We start from the raw sequence: 16,960 nt of genomic DNA, 5'->3' as shown, positions 1-16,960 counted from the left end.
CCAACATGTGGAAAAAAGTAACTTTAAGCATTTTCTTAATAATACTTTTTCTCTCCCCAGCTCTTTCTTGGTCTGCCCATAGAGAAATGACAGAAATCATACTGAAAGATTTAGATTGGCTAAAAAAATATAGGGACATAACCGTAACAGCTTATACCTATCATGATACATCCCCATACAATCCATCATATATTATTCCCTATCGTGGAGAAAAAATAGGTGATAAGATAGATGCCATAACAATAATCACAAGATATGTAACTGAACCAGATATGGGAATGGATGAAAACATAAATCTTAACTCTATGCAAAAACTTACGGGAGGAAGCTCAGGTTGGAGACATCAATATTATATACTTTTTGGTGGAACCCTTAAATTAGGCGAAGCCCCCAAAAGAATAATCCATTTTTGGAACTTAGCCAAAGAGGCCTTCCAAAAGAATGATTATTATTGGGGTTTCCGTTTCTTTGCTTATAGCCTCCACTACCTTCAGGACCTTACACAGCCTTTTCACGCCTATCCCATGCCTCTGGGAAATGCTATTGTTAATATTTTTAATCTTGAAAAACTCATTGCCCAGGGAGAAAATCATCATTATACTTTAGAAGATTACCAAGAATGGCAAATAATAAATAAAAATCCTATATATATTCAAACCATTAAAAAGGCACAACCTCACAAGGTAGATAATCCTGAAGAAGCAGGAATTAAAGCAGCATGGGAAGCAAGAAAAGATGCAGGAAAATTATGGGAGATTCAATCTAAATATTTTCCTAGAATAAATGACAATAAAAATTATAAAGCCCCAAAAGAATTATTTAGTAAACCTTCTCAATTAAGAGAAGAGTATGATAAAATTATCCTTCATAATTTAGAAAATTTTGCAGGATGGACAAAAGGTTATTTGGAGTTCTTAAAAATTACTCTTGACAAATTAAACGAGGTATCAGGCAAATGAGAAAAGTATATATAACTATATTACTATTAGGAATCGCTATAGCTCTTTTTGCATATTTTCAAATAACTAATAGACCTGTAGATGTAGAAGTATTAAGGCTCTCAAGAAGAGATTTACCCTTATCTATAAGCGTAAGTGGTATTTTAGTTTTTTCAAGAAAAATAGACATATATCCTAAAATATCCGGAGTAGTAAAAGAAGTTAGAGTAAAACCAGGAAACAAAGTTAAGAAAGGAGATATACTAGCTACAATAGATGCTCAAGAATTAAAAAAACAGATGGACCAAATAAAAAATATGATCGATCTTTTGAAAATAAACAACGCATTAAGAGGCATAGGATTTCAACAAAGTAATACTCCTTATTTCTCACAAGATCAATTAAAGACCTTAGAAAACTATTATGATTCTTTAAAAAACCTTTATGAAGAACGAATAGTAAAAGCCCCAATATCTGGTATTATCGCCAAAGTAAATATTACTCCTGGAGAAACCATAAAATCTCAAGAACAAGTCCCTGCTACAAATTTCTTAGGAAATCTCTCCAGTCTATTATCCTTATTCAACCTTAATATTTCAAATAGTAACTCCATAATTACTATAATTGATCCTACTTCTTTGGTTGGTTTACTAAAAGTAGATGAAAACAATATTTTAAAAATAAAAGAAGGTCAAGATGTAGAAATATATGTAGACGCTTTGGAAGAAAACCCATGGAGAGGAAAAATAACATCCATAAACATGATTCCTTCGTTAAATAAAGATGGTTCTTACTCTTATGATGTTTCTGTGAATATTCCCCAACTTGGAAATAAAGTAGTAGAAGGTATGAGTATTTCTGCTACCATAAATATAGGAGTAAAGAAAAATGTTATTGTTATACCTTTAAGTACTATCTCCTTTAAAGAAGGCAAAACCTATGTCTACACTGTAGAAAATGGAAGAGCAAAAAGAAAAGAAGTTGTAATAGGAGATATGAATACTGATTATGTGGAAATAAAAGGAGGACTAAAAGAAGGAGATTTAGTAATCTTATCTCCTCTTGATAAAATCTCTGATAACTCCAAAATAAAAATATATAAAGAAAACTAAAATGAACACAAAATTTTATGAAAACCTAAAGATAGCTATTTTTACTCTTAAAAGTAATAAGTTAAGATCTTTTTTAACCATCTTAGGGATTATTATTGGTGTATTTTCTGTAGTTCTCCTTATTTCTATAGGAGAAGGTGCTAAAAACCAGACTCTTCAAATAATTGAAAATTTAGGTGGAAATACCCTATTAATCTTTCCTACATCGGTAGAAACAGAAGGAACATTTAATTCCATCAGAAATCAGAATTTTAGAAATCAAAGAGGAGTTATTCCTCAGCTCTTTAAGTATAATGACTTACTATCTCTAAGAAGAGTATTTAAAGATGAAATTATATTCTCATCTATGGTGACCTCTTACTTAGAAGTGAAATACAAAATTTTTCCTATTAATGCTACTATTTATGGTACTGATAGCAATGGATTAATCATCAATAAAGATGGAATTACCTATGGAAGATTCTTTTCAGAGTATGAAATATCTTCAAAGGAGAAAGTATGTATCATAGGACCTAAGATTGCCCAAAATATTGCATCTCAACTTCAAGAATCACTGAACAAAATAATTAAAATAGGTAGTTATAATTTTAGAGTTATAGGGGTTCTCAAAGAAAGGGGATACAGTCAAAATTTAGGTGATTTAGATTCCAGAATCATAATACCTATTACTACCGCCTTTATCTTAAAAGGAGATCAAAATCTTAATATTATTATTGCTCAAGTAAAAGATTCAAAAAATATTGATATTTATAAACAAAAGCTCATATTTATACTAAAGCAAATCAGAGGAAAATTAAATTTCATTGTTGCAAAACAAGAAGATCTTTTATCTGCTATGAATGAAATATTAAATATATTGACTTTAACATTAGCAGGAATAGCAAGTATATCACTTATTGTAGGAGGTATTGGAATAATGAATATAATGCTGGTCTCTGTTACAGAAAGGTATAAAGAGATTGGTATAAGAAAAGCCATAGGAGCCAGAAGAAAAGATATTTTAATTCAATTTCTTACTGAATCATCTTTTTTAGGAATAATAGGTGGATTTTTAGGAATCATTTTATCCATAATCACTGGAGAAATATTGAAAAATTTCGAAATACCATATTCTTTTAATATAACCACAGTACTACTTGGTTTCTTTTTCTCTCTTTTTATAGGACTTATATTTGGAGTGTTACCTGCTATGCGTGCTGCCAATTTGGATCCAATACAAGCATTACGCTCAGAGTAAACTTTTTACCATAGTAAAAATCCTTTATTCAAAATGTTGATTTTTATAATTGAAAATTATAAAATTTATTTGTAAATTTTTAAAGGAGGAAAGGATGTCTCACAATTTACCAAAATGTCCTATATGTGGTAAAGAAATGATTATCAGGAAACTTGAATGTCCTGATTGTAAGATAACTATTGAGGGAGAATTTTGGGTTAGCAGATTAGCAAGTCTAAGCAAAGAAGAAATGGAATTCTTAGAGCTCTTTCTAAAAACAAGAGGAAATGTAAGAGAAATGGAAAGAATTCTTAAAATTTCTTACCCTACGGTGAGAAGTAAATTGGATAATATTTTAAAAAATTTAGGACTTTTATCTGAGGAAGAGCCAAAAGATAAAATAAGATGGATCATTGATAAATTAGAAAAAGGAGAAATTACAGTTCAAGAGGCTTTAAAGGCTTTAGAGGAGGATAAAGATGTTTAATAAATATTTTTTGGGGATAGCTTTTCTAATTATTGGTATCTCTCTTATTGCCCAAAATTTTCAAATACCTTTGCTTAAGGATCTATGGAAATTTTGGCCTCTTATTTTCATATACTTTGGAATAAAGATTATCTACAATTCTAAAAGATATGATCATAAAAGGAGGATAAAAATGAGAGAAGAAAGATATAAAATTTTGAAATTAGTTCAAGAAGGCAGAATTACAGCAGAAGAAGCAGAAGAACTCTTAAAAAAATTAGAAGAGAATCAAAATAGAGGCAAAAGGTTACTTCTATTAAAGGTAATAGAAAATGGAAATAATATAGTAAACATAAGTATCCCACTATCCTTAGCAAAATGGGGCCTAAAATTTGCTAATTCATATGCAGAAAAATACGGAGAAAAAATAGATTTCTCTCCAGAAGAATGGGAAGAACTAATAAGCAATCCAGATTTAAAAGGGAAAATTGTGGATATAAATGTACCAGAAAAAAACACACAAGTAACTGTGGAAATAGTTTAGATATTAAACATCTATCAATTCATATTTGCCCCAAACTCCTAAATGCTCTCCTATAATAATTATTACTTGATGAACTTCTGGAAATTTTTTAGCAAATTCTAATCCTATATTTATATCTTCAGGCTTTTGAATAAGATTTCCCACTGCTGTAGCCATAGCATCTGCAAAAATAACAGAATGTGATATTATAACAACAGCATCAGCTTTGCCAAAACTAAGAGAAGGTCCCACTGTTCCAGAAGATGTACAAATACCCAATACCGAATTTTTAGGAATAAGTATCCCTATTTTATTACTCCAGGGAGATTCTCCTGCAAAGATTAACACTTTTCTTTCTTTTTTTGTAGAAATGAAAATATCTCCACCATTTTCAATGATTATTTGAGAAGAATAATTTAAAAGATCTTTTCCAACAAACTCGGATATAGCTCCTGCTACAGAAGCCATTGGCCCAACTCCTGCCTTTCCTGTCCAGTATGACATCTGTTTAACTATTAAAGGTGCATCCTCTTCCACAGTGTAAGGAGTTAAGGATACCCTAAATAAAGGATCTCTTGATATATAATCTTCTAATTGTTGTCTATAGAAAGATAAAATTTTTAATGTTTCTTCTTCAAGGTTTTTCTCAGCTAAAACAAATAGGTCACTTTCCCGAATTTTTACAGGAAAACCAACAAGATCCTCTGTTTTCACTAACCTTCTATATTTTCTTTCTATATATTCTTTTGTCATAAAAATCCATAAAATATGGGGAGAGAAATATATCCTCTCCCCATTTAAATATATCTAAACAAAGAGTTTCATCTCCATAGCATTATATGGACATAGTTCTACACAAATTCCACAAGCTGTACATTTTTGAGAATCAAACTTGACAAAATAACCTTCTCTATAAAGAGCTTTTGTTGGACAATAACTTACACAATATCCACAATGTACACATTTATCCTCTAACCATACTACATCTTGAGAAAGAGGCTGAATCTCAACACCTAAATCTTTCAAATATTCAATTCCTTTTATAAAATTATCATCTTCTCCCGAAAGCTCTAAAACCATTAATCCCTCTTCGTCTGGAGTGATCGTAGCCTTAAGTATATTAAAATCCAAATTAAATTTTTTCACCAAATTTACCACTACAGGCTTATCAGCAAGTTCCTTTGGAAAATGTAATACTATCCTCTCTGTTCTCACTTCTGCTCCACCTCCCCTAAAATCTCTTTTCCACTAAATTGTTTAAATTTTATACCTGACTCTACTCCAGGAAGTGGGGCAGAAGGAGAAGTTAAAAAGAATTTTCCTTCTTTTATCCATGATTTAAGTATTTCAGCTATCTCTTTAGCTTTAGGATAACTTGATAACGGGCTTGTAGGTATCTTCTTTCCAAAAAGCTCTATATAACCACTTTTAAGTTCCTTATAACTTACATAAGTGATAACATCAGATTCTCTATTAGGATAAGCTGTAGCATAATCTACTACTGGCGCCAGTATATCCTCATCACTAACAGAGGTATAAAAAGCCATCTCTTCATCTAAAATAGGAATTGGTACACCTATGCCTACTGCCAGTGAGACCCCATATCCTTTCATGCTTACCCCACGAAGCCATTTTGCGTTCATCTGTTTAAGATCACCAATAACTGCTAATGTACCTGCTCCACCTTTTGGTATACCCCTTTCTGTCCTCTCTACAGAAGGATTATGTTGAGTTCCATGCCAAATCACATATCCTATACCACCACCCAAAAATATACGAGTTCCGATTCCTATAGTCTTATAATAAGGATCATTTAAAAGAGGTGATAATTGCCCTGCACTGGAATAATTTGCATTACCAAACTTAGGTTTTAACATACCTAAGTATGTATACAACACTCTGTTTGAAGAGTTTACAGCCACATTATAATTTTGATACGCATTTCTTATATTAAAAAGTACAGCTTCATTAAGGTCATTTATTGTAATATAAGCATCCAAAAATCTTCTTGGGTAACAATCTGTACCATATGCTTGAGCAGTTATTCTAATTTCTTTACCTGAAACTAAATCCTCTATTACGTGTCCTCCACCATATGGGAAATCTCCGGGATAATACTTATTTCTTGGATCATCATCAGGCAAGGCATTTGCACCTAAGAATAAGTCTACTGCTGCGTAAGCAGCATAAGCAGGAACACCGTTAAGATATACTTTTCCTCCCCCGAGCTTAATTCTTGGTTTTGTATGGCCAATGTTAAAATATATACCAGAAGAACACATAATTCCAAAAGTCCCAGTTGTTACAACATCTACTTCTTTAGCTGCTCTCTCTACACCCTTTTCTTTCACGATACCAATCATTTCCTCAGCAGTAACAACCACTGCCTTACCCTGGCGGATCTTCTCATTAATTTCTTCAATTGTCTTCATCCTTTTACCTCCTTTTTCTCAATATCTATTATAACTTCTCCTATATTAACCGCCCTTTTCGGGCAAGGCATGATCCATAACAATTTCACCACCTCCTTAAATAAGGGGTAAAATTTTCCATATATAATACCAAAAACGTCGGAGTTTTGCAAGATTATAAATTGATTTTATCTATATTTCTTAGCAGTCTCCATAAAAACCTTTATATTTTCCAAAGGTGTACCTACAGGTATATCACAACCAGAACTTAAAATAAAATTTTTAAAATCTCTCATTTTATTTAGAAGCTCAATAGTCTTCTTCTCTATATCTTCTTTTTTCCCTTGTAAAAAAACTTTGACAGGATCCAGATTACCTATAATATACATATGAGATGGGATTTTTTCAGCAACCCATTTTAAATCTACCAAACTATCAAGACTTAACCCATAAGCATCGCTTTTCCCCATATCTTCTATAAGATGAGATGTATTACCACAAATATGATATATGAGAGGTCTTTTAAGTTCAGATACAAGATACTTGAAATAGGGTAAAGAAAATTCCCTAAAATAAGCTGGAGAAAGTATAACTGCAGTTGGTTCCAATACCGCTACCACATCAACTCCTGCATCGAAAAAAGCTTTTGCATACTCTTTGATAACATTCACAGAAAACTCTAGCAATTCCTTTACAAAATCAGGATCATCTATTACATTAATACCTAAATCATTTACACCCATAAGTTCACCTGTTAAAGTAAAAGGACCTATAACATAACCTCCTTTTATTACCTTGAAATTCTGAGCCATTTTTTCAGCCACTCTAATAAATGTTATCATACGTCCAGAAATACCCTTCCATCTTCTTTTTATATCTTGAAGAACTTCTCTATCCTTAACCGGATGATCTAAAACAGAAGGATTTTCATTCTCAGGGAAATTAATCTTTAGACCTAAAGCTTCTACTTCTACAGTCAAATCCATAAAAGTAAATATACCATCAGGTTGAAACTCTGAAAGAATCATATCCAAAGTTTTAAACTGTATTTCTGGATTTATTAAATTTTCTTTTAAAGTAGTATTAGTCAATTTTATTCCTGGAGCACCAAGTAAAGGAATTATTAGTCTTTCTCCTCTCTTATCAAGCATTGATCTTCCTCCTCAAAATACATAAACTTTATAAAATACTCTTGAAATTTTTTATCAGAAGAAAGCTCTACATAATTGACTTTTTCTTTTATCTTTTCTACATCTTCCATAAGAAATCTATTTAGAAGTACAATCTTAGCTCCTCCAATAGCCGAATTCCCAACCAATATAATTTTTTCCAAAGGTATATGAGGTAAAAGTCCTGTTTTAATAGCATTTTTTCTATTCAAATAACTACCAAAAGAACCAGCAATATAAATTTTATCTATTTCTTTATAGATTATACCTGCTTTATTAAGTAAAACCTCTATACCAGCTCTTAAGGCAGATTTTACCAGTTGAAACTCCCTAACATCTTTCTGAGTTATCTTAACTTTACCTATATAAAATTCCCCGCCCTTCATAAATTTCCCAGTATGATCTATTATCTTTAGATCCAACATTACTGATATAGCATCTAAAAGGCCAGAACCACATATTCCTTTCTCTTCCATATCTCCAATAACCTCAAACTTAACTGTTTCTTCTAACCATACATGAGAAATAGCACCTTTCTTTGCAATCATGCCATGTGAAATATTACTTCCTTCAAAGGCAGGTCCTGCAGCCGTAGCACACGCAAAAAGAGTATCCTCTGACTTTAACACTATCTCACCATTGGTTCCTATATCAATAAGCATAACATTTCCTTTTTCATTCAATAAATTAGTAGCTATAATTCCTGCTACTACATCTCCCCCCACATAACCTGAGATTAAAGGAAAGACATAAAGTTTTGCATTAAATATATTTCCAAAAATATCTTTTGAATTAAAAATCATTCCATTTCTAAAAGCAGGAACAAAAGGAGAAAAAGCTATATTTTCCGGAGTTACACCAAGAAAAATGTGAGTCATAACGGAATTACCAGCTATGGAGATAGCATAAATATCATTTAAACTTATATTATTCTTTATACACAAATCTTGAATTATCTCTGTAATAGCTTTTATTAACTTATCTCTTAGAATCTGCAAACCCTCAGGATTATGAATAATAAAATTAATTCTTGAAATTATATCAGCCCCATAAGTTAACTGAGGATTTTCAGTAGAATAGCTATCTATATCGCTTCCATTTGTAAGATCCAATATATGTCCTACTAAAGTTGTTGTCCCTATATCCAAAGCAATACCATATACACTTTTTAGTTCTTCTTCCCTTATATCAATTATTTCTTCCTTAAAAAGTACAAGATTCCCTTTATAATTATTTCTTCTTAAAAAAGTTGGTAATCTTCTTAAAACAGAAATATCTTGTAAATATATATTTTCTTTTACAGATAAAATTCTTTCTAAATCGGATCTCAAATCGCTAAGAGAAGGAATTTGCAGAGAAAAAGCTTGTAATGTAATGACGGGAGAAAGGATAAAATTGTTATCTTCTAAAAATTCCTTTTGTATGTTTATGTCAGTACTTTCTTCTTTTAACAATTCAACCGTTAAATCCTCTTCCGCATATGTCTGACAAGCAAGGCTTATACCCTTATCTAATATTTTTACCTTACACTTTTTACACCATCCAGCCCCACCACAATAAGAAGTAATTTTTATATTATTTTCTATCAATATATCTAATAATCTATCCCCTTGAGTTACCTTAATTATTTTGTTTTCAGGTAAAACTCTTATATATGGCATTTATGATACTTTGAGTAATCTATTGACCAACTCCACAGAGGAATAAGCATCCTCTGCATAACCATCTGCGCCAATCTCCTTCGCAAATTCTTCTGTAACAGGAGCACCTCCAACAATAATCTTAACCTTATCTCTTAATCCTTCCTTTTCAATAACATCTATAGTAACCTTCATTTGAGGCATTGTAGTGGTAAGAAGAGCTGACATCCCCACCACATCAGGTTTATTTTCTTTTATTGCTTGCACAAACTTCTCAGGTGGCACATCTATACCAAGATCAATTATTTGATAACCAGCTCCCTCTAACATCATAGCGACTAAATTTTTCCCAATATCATGCAAATCTCCCTTAACAGTACCTATTACAATCTTTCCTTTAATAACATTTGAGGATTTTGCAATAAGAGGTTTTAAAATTTCCATACCTTTTTGCATTGCTCTTGCAGAAACAAGAACCTCGGGAACAAAGATTTCATTTTTCTTAAATCTTTCTCCTATAACACTCATACCTGAAAGAAGTCCTTTGTCTATTATATCTTCTGGGGTAATCCCTTCTTTTAATGCCTTCTCCACTAATTCTTGAACCTTTTTTCTATCACCTGAAATTACAGCATTTGCAATTTCTTTTAATATTTCCATATTATAAACCTCCCGAAAACGTTTTTCTTTTATGAATTATATCATATTTACCTCAATTTTTACCCAAATTTTCTATTTTCTTGGAGCAGTACTCTCCCTTATCACCAACTTTGTAGGAAGTTTAATATGTTGAATAGGAAGATCTGGATTTTTTAATCTTTCTATTAAAACTTCCGCTGCTTTAACTCCCATCTCATAGAATGGCTGAGAAACAGTGGTTAGTTCGGGTATAGTAAGATTGGCAAGAGTGTCATCAAACCCCACTATAGACATATCCTGAGGTATACGAATTCCTCTTTTGACAAGTATCTTCATAATCTGAATAGCCATAAAATCACTAAAAGCAAAAACGGCAGTAGGCGGAATAGGAAGAGAAAGTAACTCATTAATTGCTATTTCTTCATTAACCTGATCATAAAATATCTTCAGGAGATTTTCATCAAAAGGAATTTTAGCATCCTCCAACGCTTTTTTATAACCTTCAATTCTTTCCCTTACAATAATACTTTCTGGATTTATAGTAATATGAGCTATTCTTGTATGACCTAACTCAATTAAATACTTAACTGCCTCATAACTTCCCTGAATATTATCAGCATATACCACATCATGTTCGGAAAATCTTGGATGCTCCAATATAACCAAAGGCATATTTTTCTTACGAGCAAGCCTACTTACTTCTTCATTTGACAGTGCTCCAACGATCACACCATCAACCCTTCTTTCCAACATAAGATTCATATATCTTAGTTCTCTCAATGATTTTCCATCTGTATTACAAAGAAGAACGGTATATCCATTATGTCTTGCCACATCCTCTATTCCCCTTGCCATATTAGGAAAGACAGGATTAGCTATATCTAATACAAAAAATGCAATAGCTTCAGTTTTTTGCTTTGCTAAACTTCTTGCAATTGCATTTGGTTTATAATCCAGTATTTTCACAGCCTCAAGTACTCTTCTTCTAGTTTCTTCACTTATTTTTATTCCAGGAGTATTATTAAGAACAAAAGAAACAGTTGAACGAGAAACTCCAGCAAGTCTTGCTACATCCCAACTCGTAGGCGCTTTCTTTTTCTTTGTCATTTTTCCACCCCTTTTATTAACACGTTTTTCTTAGTATATTAGCACAAAATTTATATTCTTTGATATAATAATTCTCAAAACATTATGAAAAGAAAAAATATATTTCTTTTATTTCTCCTTATTATACTTATATTTCAAGTCTCTGCTCAACAAAAAGCAGATCCTAAAATATTATGGAGCGCCATCTTAGATGAAAATTTTAACTATGTAAAAAACTTAGAGACTGATGATTTTAATACAAACATAGCAAAAGCTTTAATTTTTTTATTAGAAGATAACTTTACAGAATCCTGGAATTACTGGAAAAAAGCACTTCAAATAAATTCTTCCTCTTATTGGCATGACATCATAGGACTTCTTGGAGAAGGTGCTTGGGAGAATTTAGGGATATTTAAAGAAATTCCCATTATCTTAAAAGATAAAAAAAACCTTTCTCCTTTCATGGAAAATTTATATTGGAAATCTTTGCTTTCTCAACAAAAGATAAAAGAAATCTATAATTATGCAAGAAGTAAAGGCTTTATTACTGATTTTCTTTTCATCGGCCCTTTTGAAAATGTAGGAAATTCTGGATTATATAAAGAATTTCCACCTGAAAAAGAGATTTTGCTAAATCAAAAGTATAAAGGAAAAAATGGCATAGAAATTAATTGGTTTAAGCCTATGGAAAAAAGTATAAATGGTTATATCAACCTTTATAATTTGTTCTATCCTAATAAATGGAGTACTGCTTATGCTCTTTGTTATATTTTTATGCCCAAAAGCCAAGAAGTATTAATTAAAATAGGTTCGCCAAATTCCTATAAATTATTTATAGATGACTCTTTTATCTATAGCATAGAAACAGAAAGACGAAACTTGTTTGACCAAGAGATTATAAAAATTTACTTACCTTTAGGTTGGCATAAATTATTAATTAAAATTTCTAATACTATGGGTCCTTTTGGATTTTATTTAGGGATCACCAATGAAAAGAATGAACCTATATCTGGAATAAAGATATCTGAGAATATTCAGAATTATATAAAAAGGAATTTGTCCTGGGTAAAAATAATCCCACAAAAAGACTTTATCAGAGAATCATCATTATCTGAGATATTTTATTCTTTTTACGGATTTCTTTTAGGCACCTATTATGGATATAGTGATGCTGGAGAAGAATTTTTAGAAAGAGCAGAAAAAATAAAACCTAAATCCTCATTAATAAAGTTTTTAAAAGGCAAGCTTGAATATGAACTTGGAAACTTAGAAACTGCTAAAAAATATATGGACATTGCCTATAAGGGTAACAGAGACATAAAACTCTCTGCATATTACTTATCTCTCTACAACTTAAATTATGGAAGATATGAGGATGCCATAAAGATAATTAAAGAAAATATACACGATAATTCATTCCTTTTAAGATCTCTACTCTCAAGAATCTTCATATCACTATCGTGGGAAAAAGAAGTAAATTCAAACGTTAATACATTATCATCTAAATATCCAAACTCTATAGAAACATTATTTTTAATTGGAAAATATTATGAGATAAAGGAAATTAAAGATAAGGCTATAGATTATTATCAAAAAGCATTATCTATAGACACTGAAAATTGGGAGATGTTTTTAACATTATATAACTTAGCCGATGAACTAAATCGAATTGATATCTTAGAAAATTTATTAAATATAGCCTTAGAAAAAGATCCAACAAGCATTTGGGCGTACTTAGAAAAGATAAGATTATACATGATTAGGGGAGACAAAGAGAAAGCATTTTCCATATTAGAAAGAGTTGAAAAAATCTCCTATCAATATCCTGAAACCTATCTATACAAAGGAAAACTTTATTTAGAAGATAATGACGAAAAAGCCATAGAACTTTTCGAAAGAACCCTTCAATTAAATCCATATTTTACAAATTTAAGAATCTATATAAACCATCTGAAAAGAGAAGAATATAATCTCCCTGATGTTTCTTCTTATTTAGAATCAAAAATTCCAGAAGAATATTTAGAATATCCAGCTGTAATCTTATTAGATCAAAAAGAAAGAACTTTTTTTAATGATGGAACTTCAAGGATGATTTATCATAAATTAATTAAAATTCTTAAAAACTCAGCAAAAGACAAATATGGCGAAATTCAAATAGACTACGATTCAAGCTTTGAGAGAGTAAGAATATTAAGGGCAAGAACAATAAAACCAAACGGTGATGAAATTGAAGTCTCAACAATACAGGATTTTCCAATACTTAGTGATTACCCTCTTTATACTGATGAAAGAAAAATTGTTCTCTCATATCCAGGAATTGAAAAAGGAGCTATCTTAGAGTGTCTATACATGGTAGAAGAATACACTGGTGGGATATATGGTAAAAACTTTCAAGATATCTTTTTCTTTCAAAACGAGATACCTTCATTATACAGTAGATTCATATTAAAGATTCCAAAGGATTTAGAGATAAAATATACCTTTTATAATGGTAACAAAGAACCTAACATAGAAGAAGATAAGAAATGGAAAACATACAAATGGGAAATGGAAAAACTTCCTGCTATAATAGAAGAACCACTTATGCCTAAAGTAATAGATCTAATACCTCAAGTATGGATAACCACATTCAAAGATTGGGAACAATTAGCAGATCTTTATTATTCCTTAGCTTACCCTCAAATTAGAGCTGATAAGGCAATTAAAGAAAAGGTTAAAGAATTAATATTAGGTTTGAAAAAAGAAGAAGACAAAATAAAAGCTATATACTATTATGTAACGTCAGAAATAAGATATGTTGGATTAGAATTTGGTATTGGAGGAATTATGCCTCATAGTGCTCCCAACATATTTAGAGAAAAATATGGTGATTGTAAAGATAAGGCAATACTGCTCATTACTATGCTTCAAGAAGCAGGAATAGAAGCGTATTATACTCTCGTAAACACCAGATATTCCATATCTTTTAAGAAAGAAATACCTGCTTTTCAGTTTGATCATGCTATAGTAGCTGTACCTCTAAATAATAATTTTATTTTCCTTGATGGAACAGCTGAAAATACACCTTTTGGAGAAGTACCATACATGGATCAAGGAGCAGATGTTATGATTATAAAAGACGAAAAACCAGTATTTACAAAAATTCCCATGAGCAAACCTGAAGAAAACGCAAAAGATTTTAAGACAGAAATTATTTTTGAAAATGGCAAGGCTTTAATGAAAACTACATTATCTTTTAAAGGCTATTTTGCAACTTATTTTCGTTGGTTATTAGATAGTCTATCTTATGAGGAAAAGGAAAATCTTATATCCTACTTAATAAACAATACTTATCCCGGCTCTTATCTTACTTCTTGGAATATTGAAAATCTATATAATTTAGAAGCCCCTCTAAGGATAAATGTCCAATATTATAATAGCCAGCTTCTAAAAAATAATAAATATACATATATATATTCCCCATTCATTACAAAAATAGAGAAGGCTGAAGAAATATTTAAAGAAGAAAGAATATACCCCATCCAATACTACCTTCCATACGAGGAAAAAGAATTAATAACCATTAATTTGTCCTCTATTAATAAAATCCCTGAAAATATATTGGAAAATGTAAATATAGAGAATCCTTGGATAACCTACACGAGAAAATGTTACTGGGAAGGAAAGAATATTCTAATTGAAAGAAACTTCAAACTAAAAGAGATATTTATCCCCACTGAGAATTATAAAGAATACAAGAAAACAATCGAGGAAATTATAGACAGAGATAACGAAATACTAATATTAAGATAAAAATTTCATTTTACAAATCTAACCTCTATGTTTCTTACCTCTGGTATCTTTCTTAGATTTTCCTCTATTTCTTGTTTTATATGACTCTTGAAAGAATCATCATCAGACAATAATAGTTCTATTATTATATCTCCTTCCTCAGTAATTTTTAAATAATTGAGCAACTTTAGACTAATAATATCCATGGAAATACTCGGATAAACAATCTTAGAAAGAACCTCTATAATCTCTTTTTCATTTAAAACTGAAGAAGTATTTTTTTCTCCCAAATAATTTTTTATTGCCGACTTTAATCCATCGACAGCTAAAACAGAACAATGCATTTTTACCGGAGGCAATCCTCCAAGAGCCTCTGCCACATCTTTCCAGGTAATTTTTAAGGCTTCTTCTATAGTCTTTCCTTTTACCATCTCTGTCATCATAGAGCCTGTTGCAATATTGGAAGCACAACCGAAAGATTGAAACCTTATGTCTGTAATTATATTTGTATTTTTATCTACCTTAATATAAACAGCAATCTGATCACCACAAGCAGGACTTCCCTCTATAGCAAACCCATCAGGATTTTCTATAATCCCTACATTTCTTGGATTTCTAAAATGCTCTAAAACAATATCAGAATATTTTAAATTCAACTTAATTTATTTCCTCCTTTTCCTACTTTTTTAGTATATTTTCAAAATATATTTTATAACATAAAAATACTTTTGACAACAATTATCATATAATTTATACTATTTTAGTATATTTTAGGAGGTAAATTTACATGAAAAGAGAAGTATATTTAGATTATGCAGCTACCACTCCTATAAGACCTGAAGTCTTTCAGGCTATGAAACCATATCTAACAAAAGAATTTGGAAATCCATCCAGTATCCATCATTTCGGAAGACAAGCAAGAATTGCTATAGAGGAAGCGAGAGAAAAAATTGCTAAGGCTTTAGGAGCAAAAAATGAGGAGATTATATTTACCAGTGGGGGAACAGAATCCAATAATATGGCTCTAAAAGGAGTAGCATATGCCCTCTCTCATAAAGGAAAACATGTAATTACATCCTCGATAGAACATCATGCCATATTAGAACCATGTCATTTCTTAGAGAAACTTGGATTTGAGATAACCTATTTGCCAGTTGATAAAGAAGGATTTATTGATCCAGATTCATTAAAAAAGGCAATAAGAAAAGATACTATCCTAATTTCCATAATGCATGCCAATAACGAAATCGGCACAATTGAACCAATAGAGGAACTTACAAAAATTGCTAAAGAATATGAAATATATTTTCATACTGATGCAGTGCAAACAGTTGGCCATATACCTGTAAATGTAGATAAATTAGGAGTTGATCTATTATCCATCTCTGCCCATAAATTTTATGGCCCAAAAGGAATTGGAGCACTATATATAAGAAAAGGGACAAAAATACACCCTTTTATTCATGGTGGAGAGCAAGAACAAAGAAAAAGAGCAGGTACCGAAAATGTAGCAGGTATTGTAGGAATGGGTAAAGCTATTGAAATCTCAATTTTAGAGCTTGATAAAGAGAGAGAAAGATTAATCAATCTTAGAGACTATTTTATAAAAGAAATAGAAAAACGAATAGAGGATGTATATCTTAATGGACCAAGAGAGAAAAGACTACCTAATAATATAAATTTTAGTTTCGCCTATATAGAAGGTGAATCCATACTTCTTAATTTAGATTTAGAAGGGATAGCTGTATCTACAGGTTCAGCTTGCAGTTCTGCTTCCCTTGAACCATCCCATGTCCTTTCAGCTATAGGACTTCCGATAGAACTTGCTCATAGTGCAGTAAGGTTTACCTTAGGATACTATACTACAAAGGAAGATTTAGACTATACTTTAGAAGTATTAGAAAAAACTGTAAAAAGATTGAGGGATATATCACCATATAAACAAGGATGGAAAATAAAATAGTAATTTATTTTTATGATAAAATAATA

15 protein-coding genes are annotated in these 16,960 nt (G+C 31.0%); 7 read left to right on the top strand and 8 right to left on the bottom strand.

What is annotated here, in order from left to right:
* The first annotated feature begins 5 nt into the window (after positions 1-5).
* From ACY3JM_RS03985 to ACY3JM_RS03965, 5 genes are all read left to right on the top strand, one after another.
* On the top strand, positions 6-959 hold the full coding sequence (locus tag ACY3JM_RS03985) for a hypothetical protein (protein WP_463111756.1): 954 nt from the start codon (positions 6-8) through the stop codon (positions 957-959).
* Entirely contained in the window at positions 956-2,050 is a 1,095-nt protein-coding gene (locus ACY3JM_RS03980) for an efflux RND transporter periplasmic adaptor subunit (RefSeq protein ID WP_463111755.1), read from the top strand. The genes ACY3JM_RS03985 and ACY3JM_RS03980 overlap by 4 nt, the downstream gene beginning before the upstream one ends.
* Before the next feature lies 1 nt (position 2,051).
* Positions 2,052-3,287 carry an ABC transporter permease gene (locus ACY3JM_RS03975; RefSeq protein WP_463082475.1) on the top strand — a complete coding sequence of 412 codons (1,236 nt, stop codon included), beginning with the start codon at positions 2,052-2,054 and terminating at the stop codon, positions 3,285-3,287.
* 94 nt (positions 3,288-3,381) lie between these two features.
* Positions 3,382-3,753, top strand: a complete 372-nt coding sequence (locus tag ACY3JM_RS03970; protein WP_463111754.1) for a DUF2089 family protein — start codon at positions 3,382-3,384, stop codon at positions 3,751-3,753.
* Positions 3,746-4,276: an SHOCT-like domain-containing protein gene (locus tag ACY3JM_RS03965; RefSeq protein WP_463111753.1), complete on the top strand. Its 531-nt coding sequence runs from the start codon at positions 3,746-3,748 to the stop codon at positions 4,274-4,276. Before ACY3JM_RS03970 ends, ACY3JM_RS03965 begins: the two co-directional genes overlap by 8 nt.
* 3 nt (positions 4,277-4,279) lie before the next feature.
* On the opposite strand, the gene ACY3JM_RS03960 is transcribed toward ACY3JM_RS03965, so the two are convergent.
* From ACY3JM_RS03960 to ACY3JM_RS03930, 7 genes are all read right to left on the bottom strand, one after another.
* Positions 4,280-5,008: a UPF0280 family protein gene (locus tag ACY3JM_RS03960; protein ID WP_463082478.1), complete on the bottom strand. Its 729-nt coding sequence runs from the start codon at positions 5,006-5,008 to the stop codon at positions 4,280-4,282.
* Positions 5,009-5,062: 54 nt separating this feature from the next.
* Entirely contained in the window at positions 5,063-5,470 is a 408-nt protein-coding gene (locus tag ACY3JM_RS03955) for an NIL domain-containing protein (protein ID WP_463082479.1), read from the bottom strand.
* Entirely contained in the window at positions 5,467-6,687 is a 1,221-nt protein-coding gene (locus tag ACY3JM_RS03950; RefSeq protein ID WP_463111752.1) for a homocysteine biosynthesis protein, read from the bottom strand. The genes ACY3JM_RS03955 and ACY3JM_RS03950 overlap by 4 nt, the downstream gene beginning before the upstream one ends.
* A 167-nt stretch (positions 6,688-6,854) precedes the next feature.
* A complete protein-coding gene (locus ACY3JM_RS03945; RefSeq protein ID WP_463111751.1) occupies positions 6,855-7,817 on the bottom strand; it encodes a uroporphyrinogen decarboxylase family protein in 963 nt (320 codons plus the stop codon).
* Positions 7,790-9,496 (bottom strand): ASKHA domain-containing protein, encoded by a 1,707-nt coding sequence (locus tag ACY3JM_RS03940; protein ID WP_463111750.1) that lies wholly within the window; start codon positions 9,494-9,496, stop codon positions 7,790-7,792. The genes ACY3JM_RS03945 and ACY3JM_RS03940 overlap by 28 nt, the downstream gene beginning before the upstream one ends.
* On the bottom strand, positions 9,497-10,135 hold the full coding sequence (locus ACY3JM_RS03935; protein ID WP_463111749.1) for a cobalamin B12-binding domain-containing protein: 639 nt from the start codon (positions 10,133-10,135) through the stop codon (positions 9,497-9,499).
* A 72-nt stretch (positions 10,136-10,207) separates the two neighbouring features.
* A complete protein-coding gene (locus tag ACY3JM_RS03930; protein ID WP_463082484.1) occupies positions 10,208-11,221 on the bottom strand; it encodes a LacI family DNA-binding transcriptional regulator in 1,014 nt (337 codons plus the stop codon).
* An 84-nt stretch (positions 11,222-11,305) separates the two neighbouring features.
* On the opposite strand from ACY3JM_RS03930, the gene ACY3JM_RS03925 reads away from it, so the two are divergent.
* Positions 11,306-14,992, top strand: coding sequence for a DUF3857 domain-containing protein (locus tag ACY3JM_RS03925; RefSeq protein ID WP_463111748.1), 3,687 nt, complete (start codon positions 11,306-11,308; stop codon positions 14,990-14,992).
* Positions 14,993-14,997: 5 nt separating this feature from the next.
* Here the strand turns inward: ACY3JM_RS03925 and ACY3JM_RS03920 are convergent, their stop codons facing one another.
* Positions 14,998-15,627 (bottom strand): iron-sulfur cluster assembly scaffold protein, encoded by a 630-nt coding sequence (locus ACY3JM_RS03920; protein ID WP_463082486.1) that lies wholly within the window; start codon positions 15,625-15,627, stop codon positions 14,998-15,000.
* A 131-nt stretch (positions 15,628-15,758) separates the two neighbouring features.
* On the opposite strand from ACY3JM_RS03920, the gene nifS reads away from it, so the two are divergent.
* On the top strand, positions 15,759-16,934 hold the full coding sequence (gene nifS, locus ACY3JM_RS03915; RefSeq protein ID WP_463082487.1) for a cysteine desulfurase NifS: 1,176 nt from the start codon (positions 15,759-15,761) through the stop codon (positions 16,932-16,934).
* Positions 16,935-16,960: the final 26 nt, after the last annotated feature.

It is taken from the genome of Dictyoglomus sp. SSW (genome assembly GCF_055181335.1).
The sequence above is the reverse complement of the archived record's forward strand: the minus strand, read 5'-3'. Positions and strand labels throughout refer to the sequence as shown.